We start from the raw sequence: 16,215 nt of genomic DNA on the forward strand, positions 1-16,215 counted from the left end.
CGCAACGATCGCCGCACGCACACGCCGTGGCCCATCCGGCGGGCCACCGCCCCGGGGTGGGGGCAGCCGGTGGGGCAGCCCCCTCAGACGCGGTCGAACGGCTCGGCGTAGGCGAACGGGCCCTTGAGGGTGGGTTGATACGCGGTCAGGGGCCGGACCTGGAAGTAGTCGCCCCAGGCCGGGTCGGGGGCCGTGATGCCGTACGCGGACGCGGGGCGGAAGCCGAAGCGGCCGTAGTACGCGGGGCTGCCGAGGAGCGCGACCAGGGATTCGCCGAACGCGTCCGCCGCGCCCAGGATCGCGTGCATCAGCGCCAGTCCCACGCCCCGGCGCTGGTGGGCGGGGTGGACGCTGAGGGGGCCGAGCCCGAGGGCGAGGTCGGGGCCGACATGGCCCCGGGTGCACACCACATGGCCGATCACATCACCTCGGTCACCGGCCGCGACGAACGACAGGGCGGGCAACCAGGCGTCGCAGGTCCGGAGTTCACCGAGGAGGGTGACCTCGACCGGGACCGCGGCCTCCGACTTGCCGAACGCTGCCGCCGTGACGTCGCGCACACCGGCGATGTCGGAGGGGGTTTCTCGTCGGATCAGCATCGGCACAGGATGCGCGGCGGATCATGCTCGGGGCAACCCATTTGTGCCGTACGGAGCCACTACGCGGAGCGCGCGCGGGTGGCGAGGGCCTGTTCGGCCCGGACGTACGTCACGTCGTGATCGGCGAGGACGTTCGCGGCGACGCCGGGGCGGGCGAGGAGGGCGAGCAGGAGGTGTTCGTCGCCGATGGTCTTGTCGCCCCGGCCGATCGCGATCCGCAGCGACCGCTCCAGGACCGACTTGGCCTCGGGCTCGAAGCGGGCCCGGGAGCGACGGCGGCGGCGCGGGGTGGCCAGGGCTCCGGCGCCGTGCGCCTCCTCCACGCGGGAGACGATCGCGTCCACGTCGATGCCGAGCCCGGCCAGCGCCTCCGCGTCCGCGTTGGAGATGCCGCCACGGCGGCGGACGTCGGCCAGGGCGCGTTCGATCGAGGCGCGCCGGGCGGTGGCGCCCAGGGTGGTCAGGACGTGGGCGGCGGGGGTGTTCGTACGGCCGCCGTCCGCGCGGTCCAGGAGCGCGAGCAGCAGCTCGGGCTCGCCGACGGTCGCGTCGCCCGCCTCGTCCGCCTGCCGGACGGCTCCGCGGACGACCTCGCGGGCACTGGTGGTGAACCTCTCGAACATCAACGCCTCCCGTGCTTCTTGTGAACGGCCTGACGGCTGACGCCCAGTTCGGCCGCGATCTCCTGCCACGACCAGCCCTTGGCGCGGGCGCTGCGCACCTGTACGGCCTCCAGCTGCTCCAGCAGGCGGCGCAGCGCGGCGACGGCGCGCAGTCCGACGCGGGGGTCCCGGTCGCCGGCGCGCTCGGCGAGATCCGTTGCTTCGGTCATGCCGTCAATCTACGTTGACGCACCCCGAGCGTCAACCCTGATTGACATCCACCCGCCCGCGCTCATGGGCTCGACGCGCCCGAGCCTTGCCGGGAGATGTTCGGAGCGTCCCTGAGCTGATGCGAGGGCGCGGGGCCCGATTTACGGTGGTTCGAGGGGGCCGCGACGACCCGTGGAGGTGGCACCACATGGCGGGCAAGTTCGAGATCTACGAGGACAAGCGCGGCAAGCACCGCTTCCGCCTGAAAGCGGGCAACGGCGAGATCATCGCGGTCGGCGAATCGTACGACTCCAAGACCGCGGCCCAGAAAGGCGTGGAGTCGGTCAAGAAGAACGCGCCCACGGCCGAGGTCAAGGAGATCCCGACCGAGAAGTCGTAGGACGGGGACCGGGGGTCCAGGAACCACGGTAGCCGCGCCGTACGGCCGACGGTGTCCGTACGGCGCTCGCTACCCTCCCGTTCGTGACCACACCTCCGATATCCCGGACCCTGGCCGCCGCCCGCACGCGGCTGCGCCGGGCCCGCGCCAGAGCCGTCCGCCTCTGGACGCACCCCCGGCTGCGGTGGCCCAAGCGCGTCGTGGCCGCCCTCGCGGGGTGCCTGGTGCTGTCCCTGCTGGCCGCCGGGATCGCCCTGCGGCTCCAGTACGCGGGCGACCCCGAGCCCGGCACCCAGACCCGGGGCCGGGACGCGGTATGGCTCGGCCACGCCTGGGTGGACGGCCGCAACGGCGACGCCGAACTGGCCACCCTGGCCCGGCGCGTACGCGGCACCGGCATCCGCGACCTGTACGTCCACGCGGGCCCGCTGGAGCACGACGGCACCCTGAACGCGAAGCGCTACCCGCGCGCCGGGTGGCTCCTGAAGGCCGTCCACCGCGAGCTGCCCGGCGTACGCGTACAGGCCTGGCTCGGCGACGTCCTGGCCACCGAGGGCCCCACCGGGCTCCGGCTCACCGACCCGCGCAGCCGCGCCCACGTGGTGCGCTCCGCCCGCCAGGTGCTGGACGCGGGCTTCGACGGCATCCACTTCGACCTGGAGCCGCTGCACTCCGGCGACCGCGACTACCTCACCCTCCTCGACGGCCTGCACGCCCTCACCCGCGACCGCCGCGTCCCGCTCTCGGTCGCCGCCCACCAGATCGACCCGCTGCCCGCACTGCACTCGGTGGCGGGCTTTCTCTTCAACCACCCCAAGTGGTGGTCACAGGCGTTCTTCGGCCAGGTGGCGCGGCGGGTCGACCAGATCGCGGTCATGTCGTACGACACGTCGATGCCCCTGGAGAGCCTGTACGGCGGCTACGTGGCCCAGCAGACCCAACTCGCCCTGGAGGCCACCCCACCGGGCACGGACCTCCTGATGGGCCTGCCCGGCTACCACACCAACAACTGGGGCCGCCACGCCTGGGCCGAGACCGTCCCCGCCGCCATCCGCGGCACCCGCCTCGGCCTCGGCCGCAAGGACCGCGACCGGAAACGCTTCGGAGTGGCCCTCTACGTGGACTTCGCCGCGACGGACGCGGACTGGGCGGCCTACCGCGAGGATTGGGGCGCGCCAGATCCAGGCTGAGCCGCGCCCTCACACCCCGAACCACCCCGGCACATCGAGGGGAAAGCCGCCCCCGGGCACCACGGCTTGCAGATCCGCCTCCAGGGCCCGCAGCCGGTCCGCCCCGAGGGCGGCCGCCCACTGGGCGCGCAGCTCCTCGAAAATGGCCGCCGAACGCGCCAGCGCGTCGAGCCCGTGCGGGGTGAGCCGGACGACCTTACGGCGGGCATCGGCGGGATCGTCGGCCCGCACCGCGTACCCCAGGGCCACCAGCCGGTCGACGGTCTTGCCCGCGGCCTGCTTGGAGACGCCGAGGCGACGGCCGAGCTCACTGGCGGTGCTGCCGCCCCGCCCGATGGCCTGCAGGGCGAAGCCGTACGCCGGACGGACATCCGGATGCCCCTGCCGGGCCAGCTCGGCGTGGAGCTGGTCGATGAGGGCACGGAAGCCCGAGAAGAGCAGCAGGGGCAGTTCGAAGCCGGGGGTCTCGTCAGCCATGGCGACCACACCTCTTGCCCAGATAGACAACCTGGTTTACTTTTTCGACAACCACATTGTCGATAGTAGACCTGGGGGGATTCACCATGCCTGTCGACCAGTTCACCGATCACACACCGGAATCCGCACCACCCGCCGCGCGGCGGGCCATGGAGGCGACGGTTCAGCGGCTCGGCTACCTTCCGGCGCCCGTGGGGCGGCTGGCCGAGTCGCCGGAGCTGCTGGACGGATTCCTCAGGCTCAGCGGGCTGTTCGAGGCGGCCACGCTGGACCCGCTGGCCCGCGAGGTGGTCATCATGACCATCGCGACCCGCACCGGGTGCCATGTGTGCGTCGCCATGCACACCGGAAAGCTCACCGCGCTGAGCGCCGACGGCGAACTCATCGCCGCACTGAGGGAGCAGCGCGCGCTGCCCGATGAACAGCTGAACGCCATCAGGGAGTTCACGCTCGCCGTCATGGACGACGCCGGGGCCGTGCCGGACGAGACACTCGACACCTTCCTCGGGCAGGGGTTCACCCGGCGCAACGCGCTGGAGGTCGTGCTCGGCGTCGGCGCGTACACCCTGTCCACGTACGCCAACCGCATGACCCGGGCACCCCTGGACGCGCCCCTCGCGCCGTTCGCCTGGAGCGCCTAGAACGCGGCTCGTGTGGCGGCCAGGAGGCGGGCTGTGTCGTCGGGGCAGATCATGAGGGCTCGGCCGACCGTTTCGAGGACCGCGCGTTCGGCCGGGCGGTAGGGGCCGTCGGCGACGGCGATACGGGCGCCCTGGAGGAGGATCGCCTCGCGGCCGGTGGGGGCGAGGTGGGGGGCCAGGGGTTCCAGGGCCTCGTGCAGTTCGATGGCGAGCGCCGTACCGCACGGGTCGAGGCCGTCGCGCTCGCCGGTGGCGGCGCCGGGGAGGCGGCCGGTGTCGGCGGCGAGCGCCTCGATGAGCGCGAGGAGCTGGCCTTCGTCGCAGTCGGCGAACCCGGCGGCGCGCACCGCGCCGACCGCGACCTGCCGCACCGCCGTGGCCTCGGTGCCGCCCGCGGCGAGGACCGCGAGGGCGACCGTGTGCACGGCGTCGCGCAGCATCGCGGAGAAGCGCGTGGTGGTGGGGTGATCCAGGGCCTCGGTGCCGAACTGGGTCGCGCAGGCGGCGCATTCGACGACTGGCGCGACCGGCCCGCGGGGCAGCAGCGGCAGGCCGAGCACCACGATGCGTCGGCGGCCGGTGCGGCGGCGATAGTTGCGGTCGCCCCCGCAGTCGGGGCAGAAGAACTCACCATCGCCGACGGTCCGCCACAGAGTTCGGACGCCTACCACACACAGGTCCCGGTCACGGCGGGCTCGCGCGTGCACCACGTCACACCTCCATAACGCTTCGGCCACGTTGCCGCGTTGACGTGATGCTAGCCACATCCATGATGTGCCGTCAGTACCCCGAACGGAGACAACAGGCCAAACCCGAGGCCCCGCCCACCTCACGCGGTGAACGGGGCCCCTTGTGGGTGACAAGCCCGGCGGGCGTTTACCGCCGTGCGCGGTTGACCGCCGAGACGACGGCCTTCAGGGAGGCGCGCACGATGTTGGCGTCGACGCCGACGCCCCACAGCACCTTCCCGTCGATCGCGCATTCGATGTACGCGGCGGCCTGTGCGGCCGCGCCCTCGCTCAGGGTGTGCTCGGAGTAGTCCAGCAGCCGTACGTCGATGTCGATGGCGCCCAGGGCGTCGAAGAAGGCCGCCAGCGGGCCGTTGCCGGAGCCGGTCAGGACGGTCTCGGTGCCGTCCACGACGGCCTCGACGGTGAGCGCGTCGGTGCCCTCGCTGCTGGTGGACGTCTGGGCGGTGCGCAGCGCGATCCGGCCCCACTGGTTGTCGTCCGTCGGCAGGTACTCGTCCTGGAAGGTCGCCCAGATCTGGGCCGGGGTGACCTCGCCGCCGTCGGCGTCGGTCTTGGCCTGAATCGTCTTGGAGAACTCGATCTGCATGCGGCGCGGCAGATCCAGGTTGTGGTCGTTCCGCAGGACATAGGCGATACCGCCCTTGCCGGACTGCGAGTTGACCCGGATGACGGCCTCGTAGGAGCGGCCGACGTCCTTGGGGTCGATCGGCAGGTACGGGACGGCCCACTCGATGTCGTCGACCGTCTTGCCCTGCTCGGCCGCACCGGCCTCCATCGCCTCGAACCCCTTCTTGATGGCGTCCTGGTGGGAGCCGGAGAAGGCGGTGTAGACCAGATCGCCCGCGTAGGGGTGGCGCGGGTGGATCTGCATCTGGTTGCAGTACTCGGCGGTGCGGCGGATCTCGTCGATCTGCGAGAAGTCGATCTTCGGGTCGACACCCTGGGAGAACAGGTTCATGCCCAGCGTCACCAGGTCGACGTTGCCGGTGCGCTCGCCCTGCCCGAACAGACAGCCCTCGATACGGTCCGCCCCGGCCATGATCGCCAGCTCGGCGGCGGCGACGGCCGTGCCGCGGTCGTTGTGCGGGTGGACCGACAGGCAGATGTGCTCGCGGCGGGACAGGTTCCGCGACATCCACTCGAACCGGTCCGCGTGGGTCGAGGGCGTCGAGCGCTCGACCGTCGCGGGCAGGTTGAGGATGATCTCGCGGCCGGCCTCGGGCTGCCAGACGTCCATGACGCCCTCGCAGACCTCCAGCGCGAAGTCCAGCTCGGTGTCGGTGAAGATCTCGGGGCTGTACTGGTAGCCGAAGACCGTGTCGTCGCCCAGGATCTTGTCGGCGTACTCGACGACCAGCCGGGTGCCGTCCACCGCGATCTGCTTGACCTGCTCACGGGTGCCGCGGAAGACGACGCGGCGGAAGGTGGGCGCGGTGGCGTTGTACAGGTGCACGGTGGCCTTGTGCGCGCCGCGCAGCGACTCGACGGTGCGCTCGATCAGCTCTTCGCGGGCCTGGGTGAGGACGGAGATCGTCACGTCCTCGGGGATCGCGTCCTCCTCGATGATCGACCGTACGAAGTCGAAGTCGGTCGAGCCGGAGGACGGGAAGCCGACCTCGATCTCCTTGTATCCCATGCGGACCAGCAGGTCGAACATCTCGCGCTTGCGCACCGGGGACATCGGGTCGATCAGCGCCTGGTTGCCGTCCCGCAGGTCGGTGGACAGCCAGCGCGGCGCGGCGGTGATCCGGTTGTTCGGCCAGGTGCGGTCGGGGATGTCGACCGCCTCGTACGGGCCGTACTTGTGGATCGGCATGCCCGAGGGCTTCTGGGTGACGGTCGCGGCGGTGATGGGGGTGGGGCGGCCTACGGCGCGCTGACCGGGATTGTCGGACGTGCTCATGATGCGTGGGCTCCTCTTGGATCCGCTCGTGGTGTCCGCTGGGACTCCGCTGGGACGAAAGTCCATGGGGCGGCCGACGGGGCGTAATCACCGCAACACCGAACTCCGCGGGGAGGGGGTCGGCCTACGACTACAGGCCCTCGCCGCGGCAGCTAAGAAGAAGCAGCCCGAAACGCATGATGCCGAGCAGCCTAACGGAAGAGGTGCGCCGCACGAGACCCCGTATCACTATGCGGACCACGGCATCTCGCGCGGAGGAATAAGCATGAACCACTCGATTTCATCAATCATGACCGCAAGGCGTGACAAGCGGTAGACGCGGTGCGACATTGCCTGGATGGATGTCAACGCGAACTCCCGCCGCCGTGGTGTCTTCTGCACGATCGTGCCGCCGCATGTCCTCGACAAGGTCTCCCAGCACGAGGACTCCGCGCTCGCCGATCCCGCCCGCCGCACCCTGGAGCGGGACGCCCTGGAGCGCACCCGCCGCCGGATCACCACCGTCCGCGGGATCGCCGCCCCCACCCTGGAGGGCGCGCCCTCCGACCGGCCGAAGCGGACGATCTACGACTCCCAGCACCAGTCCGCGCTGCCGGGCAAGAAGGTGCGCGGCGAGGGCGACACGGCGACCTCGGACGAGTCCGTGACCCGGGCGTACAACGGGCTGGGCGCGACCTTCGAGCTGTTCCTCAAGGTCTACGGCCGCCACTCGATCGACGACGCGGGCCTGGCGCTGGACGCCAGCGTCCACTACAGCCAGGACTACAACAACGCCTTCTGGAACGGCGAGCAGATGGTCTTCGGCGACGGTGACAACGAGATCTTCCTCGACTTCACCATCCCCATCGACGTCATGGCCCACGAACTGACCCACGGCGTCACCCAGTACACCGCCAACCTGGAGTACTTCGGCCAGTCCGGGGCGCTCAACGAGTCGATGTCCGATGTCTTCGGCTCGCTCGTCAAGCAGCACGCGCTGGGCCAGAGCGCCGACGAGGCCGACTGGCTGATCGGGGCCGGGCTGCTGGCGGAGCGGGTCACCGGCGTGGCCCTGCGCTCCCTGAAGGCCCCCGGCACGGCGTACGACGACGACGTCCTCGGCAAGGACCCGCAGCCCGGCACGATGGACGACTACGTGCGCACCTCGCGGGACAACGGCGGCGTCCACATCAACTCCGGCATCCCCAACCACGCCTTCTACCTGGCCGCCACGGCGATCGGCGGCAACGCGTGGGAGAAGGCCGGGCGGATCTGGTACGACGTGCTGACCGGTGGCGAGCTGTCCTCGGAGGCGCAGTTCGACGACTTCGCCCGGCTCACGGTCGCCGCGGCGCAGGCCCGCTACGGCGAGGGCGAGGAGCGGGACGCGGTGCGGGGCGCCTGGGAGGGCGTGGGGATCACCGATCTGGACGCGCGGTAAGGCTCACCCTCGGGTACTGATGGACCTATGCGTATCTCCGTGACCCGCTCCGGCGGATTCGCCGGAATCGAGCGCCGGGCCGATCTGGACACCTCCGGACGGCCCGACGCCACCCATCTGGCCGCCCTGGCCCACCAGGCCGTCGAATCCGGCGCCCCGGCGGCCACCCGCGGCGTCCCGGACGGCTTCCACTACGAGATCACGGTGGAAGGCCGCACGGTCCACGCCGCGGACCCGCACCTCAGCGACGCCCAGCGCGAGCTGGTGCGGACGGTGCTCAAGGAGGGCACGTAAGGGGCTCAGAAGCCAAGCCGACGGAGTTGCTTGGGGTCGCGCTGCCAGTCCTTGGCGACCTTGACATGCAGGTCAAGATAAACCGGCGTACCGAGCAGCGCTTCGATGTGCTTGCGGGACTTGGAGCCGACGTCCTTCAGGCGGCGGCCCTTCGGGCCGATGACGATGCCCTTCTGGCTGGGGCGCTCGATGTAGAGGTTCGCGTGGATGTCCAGCAGCGGCTTGTCCGCCGGGCGGTCCTCGCGCGGCAGCATCTCCTCCACGACCACCGCGATGGAGTGCGGCAGCTCGTCCCGTACGCCCTCCAGCGCCGCCTCGCGGATCAGCTCGGCGACCATCACCTGCTCCGGCTCGTCGGTGAGGTCGCCCTCGGGGTAGAGGGTCGGGCCCTCGGGGAGCAGCGGGACGAGCAGATCGGCCAACAGGCCGACTTGCTGGTCGCCCACGGCCGAGACCGGGACGATCTCGGCCCACTCGATGCCCAGTTCCTTGCCGAGCCGGTCGATGGCCAGGAGCTGCTGGGCGAGTTGCTCGGATTCGACCAGGTCGGTCTTGGTGACGATCGCGACCTTGGGCGTCTTCTTGATCCCGGCCAGCTCACCCGCGATGAAGCGGTCACCGGGGCCCAGCTTCTGGTCGGCGGGCAGGCAGAAGCCGATGACGTCGACCTCGGCCCAGGTGGTCCGTACGACGTCGTTCAGCCGCTCGCCGAGCAGGGTGCGCGGCTTGTGCAGACCGGGGGTGTCGACCAGCACCAGCTGTGCGTCGGGGCGGTGCACGATGCCGCGCACGGTGTGCCGAGTGGTCTGCGGGCGGTTTGAGGTGATCGCGACCTTCGTCCCCACCAGCGCGTTGGTCAGGGTCGACTTGCCCGCGTTCGGGCGACCGACGAAGCAGGCGAAACCCGAGCGGTGCGGGGTCTCCCGCTGCTCGGTCGGGGACGAGGGGATACCGGCAGTCATGGCCACCATTCTCCCCGATGCCCCGGCCCGCTCCTACCAGCCGCCCATCACCCGCCCCCGCACCCCCTTCCCGGCCGCGTCAGACGGGCAGCGTGGCGCGCAGAGTGCCGTCCGTGGCCGCCAGCAGGATCGGGGTCCCGGCGCCCCCCAGGTCCCGTACGGCCGCGCGGTCCTCGTCGGTGGCGGTCTCGGCGTCGGTCACCACGGCCACGGCCTCCAGCGACTTCGCGCCGCTGGCGACGGCCATCGCGACGGCGGTGCGCACCGCGCTGAGCTGGAGCGAGTCGAGGGCGACGGTACCGGCGACATACGTACGCCCCGTCTCGTCCCGTACGGCGGCGCCCTCCGCGACGCCGTTGCGGGCCCGCGCGGAGCGGGCCAGCGTGATGATCTTGCGGTCTTCGGGGTCCAGCTGCGCTGCTTCGCTCATACGGATGAGCATAGGACGGGCCGCTGACAGGCCGCTGACCGGGCGTGACACCGGTTGCGGGCAGGGGCCCGCCGGTACGCGTGGGCCCGCGCCGGGCCGCAGTGGCAACGGCCCGGCGCGGGCGGTACGGAAGCCGCTACGGGAGCAGCGGCAGCGGCTGGAACGTCAGCGTGGCCGACGCCGTGGCCGGGCTGAGGCCCGGGGCACCCGCGAAGGTGGCGGTGTAGGTGGCGGCGGTCAGTACGGTGGCCGGGACGGTGACGTTGGTCAGCGTCGCCGTGCCGGACGCGTTGGTGACCGCGCTGCCCAGGGCGATCGGGCCCACCGCGGAGTTGGCCGTGAAGACGATCGTCTGGCCGGGGACGGGGTTGTTGGACTGGTCCTTGAGGGTGGCGCTGAGGGTCGGGATGATGAGCTGGCCGTTGAGCCGCAGCCGGATGACGGCCGGGGTAGCGGTCATCGTGGTGCTCGCCGAGCCGGCGACGGTCTGGGTGAGCGACGCGGTCGACGGGCCGTAGCAGGTGTCGCCGCTGTAGGTGGCGGTGACCGTGTGGGAGCCGGTGGTGAGCGCGTTGGTGCTCACGGTGGTCTGTCCGGCCGCGTTGAGCGTTCCGGTCAGGGTCGGACCGCCGCTGATCACGAACGTGACGGTGCCGGTCGGGGTGCCGGTCGAGGGGGCCACCGGGGCCACGGTGGCGGTGAAGGTCACCGTCTGGCCGGGGGCGGAGGGGTTGGGGGCGGAGGTGAGCGTGGTGGTGGTGCTGGCCGTGTTCACCGTGGCGGTGGCGGTGCCCGTCGATCCCGCGACGCCCGTGCTGCCGCCGTAGGTGGCCGTGACGGTGTGCGAGCCGACGCCCAGCGCACTGGTGGTGACGCAGGCCTGACCGCTGGCATTGAGCGTTCCGGTCAGGGTCGGACCGCCGCTGATCACAAAGGTGACCGTGCCGGTCGGGGTGCAGGTGCCCGGAGCCGTGGCCGTCACCTGGGCGCAGATCGTCACCGGCTGGCCGCAGACGGACGGGGTCGGCGAGACCGTCACCGCCGTGGTGGAGCTGGCCTGGTTGACGGTGACCGAGCCGCTGCCCGTGGAGGGAGCGACGCCGCCGCCTCCCCCGAAGGTCGCCGTCACGGTGTGGGTGCCGTTCGGGATGGCGGTGGTGGAGACACAGGCCTGACCGGTGGCGTCCACCGTGGCCGTGAGCGTCGGGCCGCCGCCGGAGACCGTGAAGGTCACCGTGCCGGTCGGGACGCAGGTGCCGGGCGGCACCGTGGTCACCTGGGCGCACAGCAGGACGGTCTCGCCGCAGACCGACGGGTCGGGCGTGGCGCTGACCGTGGTGGTGGACGAGGCCGGGTTCACCGTGAGCGAGGTGGTGCCCGTCGAGCCCCCGACGCCGGAGTCGCCCGCGTAGGTGCCGGTGATCGTGGACGTGCCGACCGGTACCGCCGTGGTGGTCACACACGCCTGGCCGGTGGCGTCCAGCGTCGCCGTGAGCGTCGGACCGCCCGAGATCACGAACGTCACCGTGCCGGTCGGGACGCAGGTGCTGGGCGGGTCCACCGTCACCTGGGCGCAGATGGTGACCGTCTCACCGCAGACGGACGGGCTCGGCGTCGCCGCGACCGTCAGCGTGGACGTGCCCTGGCTGACCGTGACCGTCCCGGTGCCCGTGGAGCCCGCGACGCCGGTGTCACCGGAGTAGGTGGCGGTCACGGCATGGGTGCCGACGGGGATGGCGCTGGTGGTCACGCACGCCTGCCCGGTGCCGTCCACCGTGGCCGTGAGCGTCGGACCGCCGGTGACCACGAAGGTCACCGTGCCGGTCGGGGGGCAGGTGCCGGGCGGCACGGTCGTCACCTGGGCGCACAACAGGACCGACTCGCCGCAGGCGCCGGGGTCGGGGGAGGTGACGGTGGTGGTCGAGGCCGCCTGATTCACCGTCACGCTCGCGGTGGCCGTGGAGCCCGCGACCCCGGCGTTGCCCGCGTAGGTGGCGGTCACGGTCTGGGTGCCCACGGGGATGGCGGTGGTGGTCACGCACGCCTCGCCCGTGGCGTCGAGGGTCGCCGTCAGCGTCGGACCGCCGGTGATCACGAACGTCACGTCACCGGTGGCCACGCAGGTGCTGGGCGCTCCCACCGACACCTGCGCGCAGATGGTCACCGCCTCGCCGCAGACGGACGGGCTCGGCGTCACCGACAGGGAGACCGCGGACGTGGCCTGGTTGACGGTGGCCGTCGTGGTGCCCGAGGAGCCCGCGACGCCGGTGTCACCGGAGTAGGTGGCGGTCACCGTGCTGGTGCCGCCGGGCAGTTCGTCGCTGGTCACACAGGCCTGGCCGGTCGCGTCGAGGGGCGCGGTGAGCGTCGGGCCTCCGGTGACGGTGAAGGTCACCGTCCCGGTGGGCGTACAGGTCCCCGGCGCGTCCACGGTCACCGTCGCGCACAGCGTCACCGACTGGCCGCACACGGACGGGTCGGGGTCGGCGGTGACGACGGTGGTCGAGGACGCCTGGGCGATCGTGAGCGGGACCAGGGGCGAGTTGGACGCGGAGAACTCGGTGTCGCCGCCGTAGAAGGCCGCCGCCAGATGAACGCCGATGTCCAGGTCGGTGACCGTGACGGAGGCCTGCCCGGTGGCGTCGAGGGGTGCGGTGAGGGCCGGTCCGTCGGCGCTGATGATGAACGTCACCGTGCCGGTCGGGACCCCCGCGGCGGGCGGGGCGGCCACCACGGACGCGGTCAGGGTCACCGCTTCGCCGCAGACGGCGGGGTTGGGCGAGACGGTCAGGGAGGTGGTCGTCGCCCCCTGGTTGACCTGCTGGATGCTGGTGCCCGTCGAGGGTTCCAGGTTGGCGTCGCCGCTGTAGGTGGCCGTCACCGTGTGGGAGCCCACCGCGAGGGTGCTGTCGGTGAAGACGGCCTGCCCGCTGGCGTCGACCGGGACGGTCACCGGCGCACCGGCGTCCAGGGTGAAGGTGACCGTACCGGTCGGGGTGAACGCGCCCGGCGGAACGGAGGCGACGGTCGCGGTATAGGTGACGGTCTGACCGGGGACGGACGGGTTCGGGGTGGAGGTGACCGTGGTGGTCGAGGAAGCCATGGGAGCGGCCCCTTCCCGGGGTGCGGTGTGGGGAGGGGTGGACCGCCCGGGTCTCCGCGCGGAGTGCCGCGGAGACCCTGTTCGCCCTGCGTGGGGGTGCCCATACGGCCGACCTGCCTACGTCAGAACGACAGGCCGACTGTCCCCCGCCAGGGGGATGGGCGGCCCACCGGTCGGTATCTGCAAGTAAGCCGTTGCCTACGCCAGATGGGCCAGACCGCAGAGGGTGAATGCATCCGTATGGCGCAGCGCGACCCCGCGCGTCCGTGCGCCTCCCCGCGCGGGCGTGATACGGGGCGCCCCCGCGCCCCCCATCACTTCCCACTCGTCCCGGCGGGGCCTTACGACTCGGCCGCCGCCGTCTCCCGTACCGGCTCCACCAGCACCGTCACGATGCGGTTGCGCCGCCCCGCCGGGGATTCGGCGGTCAGCCGCAGCGCCTTCAGGGCCGGGTCGGTGCCGCCCTCGGGGACGTCGACCTCGGCCGTGGCGCCCGCGATCGGCACCCGGCCCAGCGACTTGGCGAGCAGCCCGCCCACCGTCTCGACGTCCTCGTCCTCCAGGGCCGTGCCGTACAGCTCGCCCAGGTCGCCGAGGCCGAGCCGGGCGGTGACCCGGTGGGTGCCGTCGCCGAGGTCCTCGACGGGCGGCAGTTCGCGGTCGTACTCGTCGGTGATCTCGCCGACGATCTCCTCAAGGATGTCCTCGATGGTGACGATCCCGGCCGTGCCGCCGTACTCGTCGATGACCACGGCGACGTGGTTGCGCTCCTGCTGCATCTCGCGCAGCAGGTCGCCCGCGTTCTTGGTGTCAGGGACGAACGCGGCGGGCCGCATCGCGGTGGAGACCAGCTCGGACTCGGACTCGCGGTTGATGTGCGTCTTGCGGACCAGGTCCTTGAGGTAGACGATCCCGACGATGTCGTCCTCGTTCTCGCCGGTGACCGGGATCCTGGAGAAGCCGGAGCGCAGCGCGAGGGTGAGGGCCTGCCGGATGGTCTTGAAGCGCTCGATGGCCACCAGATCGGTGCGCGGCACCATCACCTCGCGCACCAGGGTGTCGCCCAGTTCGAAGACGGAGTGCACCATGCGCCGCTCGTCGTCCTCGATCAGCGACTCCTGCTCGGCGAGGTCGACCAGCGCGCGCAGCTCGGCCTCGGAGGCGAACGGGCCCTTCCGGAAGCCCTTTCCGGGGGTGAGCGCGTTACCGAGGAGGATCAGCAGCGGCGGGATCGGGCCCATGATCCGGGCGAGCGGGAGCAGCACATAGGCGGCGACCGTCGCGGTGTTGAGCGGATGCTGGGCGCCGATGGTGCGCGGCGAGACGCCGACGGCCACGTACGACACGAGGACCATCACGCCGATCGCGACGGTCAGCGCCTTCCAGGTCTCCGGGAACGCGTGCAGACAGCCGTACGTGACGACAGCCCCGGCCGCCACCTCGCACGCGACGCGCACCAGCAGCGCCACGTTGAGATAGCGGGTGGGGTCCTCGGCGACCAGCATCAGCTTGGCGCTGCCCCGCCGCCCGTTCCGCACCGCTTCCTCGGCGCGGAACCGGGTGGTGCGGGCGAGGCCCGCCTCGGCGCAGGCCGCCAGCCAGGCGACCACCACCAGGAGGACGGCCGCCGTGAGGAGCTGCCCGTTCATCGCGTGGTGGGGGCCGGGGAGGGCCCGGTCAGTCCGTACTCGGCCCGCCAGCCGTCGATGATCGCCGCCTGGAGGCCGAACATCTCGGCGCGCTCGTCCGCCTCCTCGTGGTCGTAGCCGAGGAGGTGGAGGACGCCGTGGACGGTGAGCAGCTGCAGCTCCTCGTCCATGGAGTGCCCGGTCGGAGCCTCCTCGCCCTGCTTCTTGGCCACGTCGGGGCAGAGCACGATGTCGCCGAGGAGGCCCTGCGGGGGCTCCTCGTCGTCCTTGACGGGCGGCCGCAGCTCGTCCATCGGGAAGGACATGACATCGGTCGGCCCCGGCAGGTCCATCCACTGGATGTGGAGCTGCTCCATGGCGTCGGCGTCGACGACGATCAGCGACAGCTCGGAGAGCGGGTGGATACGCATCCGGGCCAGCGCGTAGCGGGCGACGTCCAGGATCGCTCGCTCGTCGATGTCCGTGCCGGATTCGTTGTTGACGTCGATCGCCATGGGGTGGTTCGTCTTTTCTCGGGTCTGTTCGGGGACGGTCACTTGCCGTTGCGCTCGTCGTACTGCTCGTACGCGTCGACGATACGGCCGACGAGCTTGTGCCGGACGACGTCCTTACTGGTGAGCATGGAGAAGTGGACGTCGTCCACGCCGTCCAGGATCTCCCGCACCTGGCGCAGACCGCTCTTGGTCCCGCCCGGGAGGTCGACCTGGGTGATGTCACCCGTGATCACGATCTTGGATTCGAAGCCGAGCCGGGTGAGGAACATCTTCATCTGCTCGGGGTTCGTGTTCTGCGCCTCGTCGAGGATGATGAACGCGTCGTTGAGCGTCCGGCCGCGCATGTACGCCAGCGGGGCGACCTCGATCGTGCCCGCGGCCATCAGGCGCGGGATGGAGTCGGGGTCGAGCATGTCGTGCAGCGCGTCGTACAGGGGCCGCAGATACGGGTCGATCTTCTCGTAGAGCGTGCCGGGCAGGAAGCCGAGCCGCTCCCCCGCCTCGACCGCGGGCCGGGTCAGGATGATCCGGTTGACCTGCTTGGACTGCAGGGCCTGGACCGCCTTGGCCATCGCGAGATAGGTCTTGCCGGTACCGGCCGGGCCGATGCCGAAGACGACGGTGTGCTTGTCTATCGCGTCGACATAGCGCTTCTGGTTGAGCGTCTTGGGGCGGATGGTGCGGCCGCGGTTGGACAGGATGTTCTGAGTGAGCACCTCGGCGGGCGTCTCGGCCGCCTCGCCCTCGCCGTTCTCCGCTGCGCGCAGCATGGAGATGGAGCGCTCCACCGCGTCCTCCGTCATCGGTTGACCGGTGCGGAGCACCAGCATCATCTCATCGAACAGACGCTGGACCAGGGCTACTTCCTCAGGGTCCCCGGTCGCGCTGACTTCATTGCCCCGGACATGGATATCGGTCTTCGGGAACGCCTTTTCGATCACGCGGAGCAACGAATCCCCGGACCCCAGGACCATGACCATCGGGTGCTTGGTCGGGACCGTGAACTGTGCGTGCGCCTGCGGTGCTGTGGTTGGTTGCGTCATGGGCTCGGCTCTGCGGCCTGCTCCTACCTCCTGCGTCAAGGGTTCT

At 71.3% G+C, this 16,215-nt stretch carries 17 protein-coding genes; 5 read left to right on the forward strand and 12 right to left on the reverse strand.

From position 1 onward, the window contains the following. Positions 1-83: 83 nt before the first annotated feature. From ACWC5C_RS04480 to ACWC5C_RS04490, 3 genes are read right to left on the reverse strand one after another with little or no spacing between them, the layout of a single operon-like run. Positions 84-599, reverse strand: a complete 516-nt coding sequence (locus ACWC5C_RS04480; protein WP_450873619.1) for a GNAT family N-acetyltransferase — start codon at positions 597-599, stop codon at positions 84-86. Positions 600-658: 59 nt separating this feature from the next. Next, positions 659-1,222 (reverse strand): Clp protease N-terminal domain-containing protein, encoded by a 564-nt coding sequence (locus tag ACWC5C_RS04485; protein ID WP_385436048.1) that lies wholly within the window; start codon positions 1,220-1,222, stop codon positions 659-661. Then, complete coding sequence (locus tag ACWC5C_RS04490; RefSeq protein WP_009718008.1) at positions 1,222-1,431, reverse strand: helix-turn-helix domain-containing protein; 210 nt, start codon at positions 1,429-1,431, stop codon at positions 1,222-1,224. The genes ACWC5C_RS04485 and ACWC5C_RS04490 overlap by 1 nt, the downstream gene beginning before the upstream one ends. 188 nt (positions 1,432-1,619) lie before the next feature. Between ACWC5C_RS04490 and ACWC5C_RS04495 the strand changes: the two genes are divergently transcribed. Then, positions 1,620-1,811 (forward strand): YegP family protein, encoded by a 192-nt coding sequence (locus tag ACWC5C_RS04495; protein WP_385436050.1) that lies wholly within the window; start codon positions 1,620-1,622, stop codon positions 1,809-1,811. An 83-nt stretch (positions 1,812-1,894) separates the two neighbouring features. Further along, a complete protein-coding gene (locus ACWC5C_RS04500; RefSeq protein ID WP_450873622.1) occupies positions 1,895-3,001 on the forward strand; it encodes a hypothetical protein in 1,107 nt (368 codons plus the stop codon). A 9-nt stretch (positions 3,002-3,010) separates the two neighbouring features. Here the strand turns inward: ACWC5C_RS04500 and ACWC5C_RS04505 are convergent, their stop codons facing one another. Next, positions 3,011-3,478: a MarR family winged helix-turn-helix transcriptional regulator gene (locus tag ACWC5C_RS04505; protein WP_450873623.1), complete on the reverse strand. Its 468-nt coding sequence runs from the start codon at positions 3,476-3,478 to the stop codon at positions 3,011-3,013. Between the two features lie 86 nt (positions 3,479-3,564). Between ACWC5C_RS04505 and ACWC5C_RS04510 the strand changes: the two genes are divergently transcribed. Next, entirely contained in the window at positions 3,565-4,119 is a 555-nt protein-coding gene (locus ACWC5C_RS04510; protein ID WP_450873625.1) for a carboxymuconolactone decarboxylase family protein, read from the forward strand. Here the strand turns inward: ACWC5C_RS04510 and ACWC5C_RS04515 are convergent. Together ACWC5C_RS04515 and leuA are read right to left on the reverse strand one after the other, a co-directional pair. Beyond that, positions 4,116-4,829, reverse strand: a complete 714-nt coding sequence (locus ACWC5C_RS04515; RefSeq protein WP_450873627.1) for a TerB family tellurite resistance protein — start codon at positions 4,827-4,829, stop codon at positions 4,116-4,118. The two genes, ACWC5C_RS04510 and ACWC5C_RS04515, sit on opposite strands and share 4 nt — an antisense overlap. A gap of 166 nt (positions 4,830-4,995) precedes the next feature. Beyond that, positions 4,996-6,774, reverse strand: a complete 1,779-nt coding sequence (gene leuA, locus ACWC5C_RS04520; protein WP_450873629.1) for a 2-isopropylmalate synthase — start codon at positions 6,772-6,774, stop codon at positions 4,996-4,998. 337 nt (positions 6,775-7,111) lie between these two features. Between leuA and ACWC5C_RS04525 the strand changes: the two genes are divergently transcribed. Together ACWC5C_RS04525 and ACWC5C_RS04530 are read left to right on the forward strand one after the other, a co-directional pair. Then, entirely contained in the window at positions 7,112-8,194 is a 1,083-nt protein-coding gene (locus ACWC5C_RS04525; RefSeq protein WP_450873631.1) for a M4 family metallopeptidase, read from the forward strand. Between the two features lie 27 nt (positions 8,195-8,221). Continuing rightward, entirely contained in the window at positions 8,222-8,488 is a 267-nt protein-coding gene (locus ACWC5C_RS04530) for a protealysin inhibitor emfourin (protein WP_385436055.1), read from the forward strand. A 5-nt stretch (positions 8,489-8,493) separates the two neighbouring features. Here the strand turns inward: ACWC5C_RS04530 and era are convergent, their stop codons facing one another. The 6 genes from era to ACWC5C_RS04560 form a co-directional block, all read right to left on the reverse strand. After that, positions 8,494-9,450, reverse strand: a complete 957-nt coding sequence (gene era / locus ACWC5C_RS04535) for a GTPase Era (protein WP_450873633.1) — start codon at positions 9,448-9,450, stop codon at positions 8,494-8,496. 79 nt (positions 9,451-9,529) lie between these two features. Beyond that, a complete protein-coding gene (locus ACWC5C_RS04540; RefSeq protein ID WP_385436057.1) occupies positions 9,530-9,892 on the reverse strand; it encodes a cytidine deaminase in 363 nt (120 codons plus the stop codon). 124 nt (positions 9,893-10,016) lie between these two features. Continuing rightward, positions 10,017-12,983 carry a beta strand repeat-containing protein gene (locus ACWC5C_RS04545; protein ID WP_450873635.1) on the reverse strand — a complete coding sequence of 989 codons (2,967 nt, stop codon included), beginning with the start codon at positions 12,981-12,983 and terminating at the stop codon, positions 10,017-10,019. Between the two features lie 341 nt (positions 12,984-13,324). Next, positions 13,325-14,632: a hemolysin family protein gene (locus tag ACWC5C_RS04550; RefSeq protein WP_450873637.1), complete on the reverse strand. Its 1,308-nt coding sequence runs from the start codon at positions 14,630-14,632 to the stop codon at positions 13,325-13,327. Next, positions 14,629-15,126: an rRNA maturation RNase YbeY gene (gene ybeY, locus ACWC5C_RS04555; RefSeq protein WP_385436060.1), complete on the reverse strand. Its 498-nt coding sequence runs from the start codon at positions 15,124-15,126 to the stop codon at positions 14,629-14,631. The genes ACWC5C_RS04550 and ybeY overlap by 4 nt, the downstream gene beginning before the upstream one ends. A 38-nt stretch (positions 15,127-15,164) precedes the next feature. Further along, positions 15,165-16,169 (reverse strand): PhoH family protein, encoded by a 1,005-nt coding sequence (locus ACWC5C_RS04560; RefSeq protein WP_385436061.1) that lies wholly within the window; start codon positions 16,167-16,169, stop codon positions 15,165-15,167. Positions 16,170-16,215 lie beyond the last annotated feature (46 nt).

The sequence above is a fragment of the Streptomyces sp. NPDC001700 genome, from assembly GCF_053596435.1.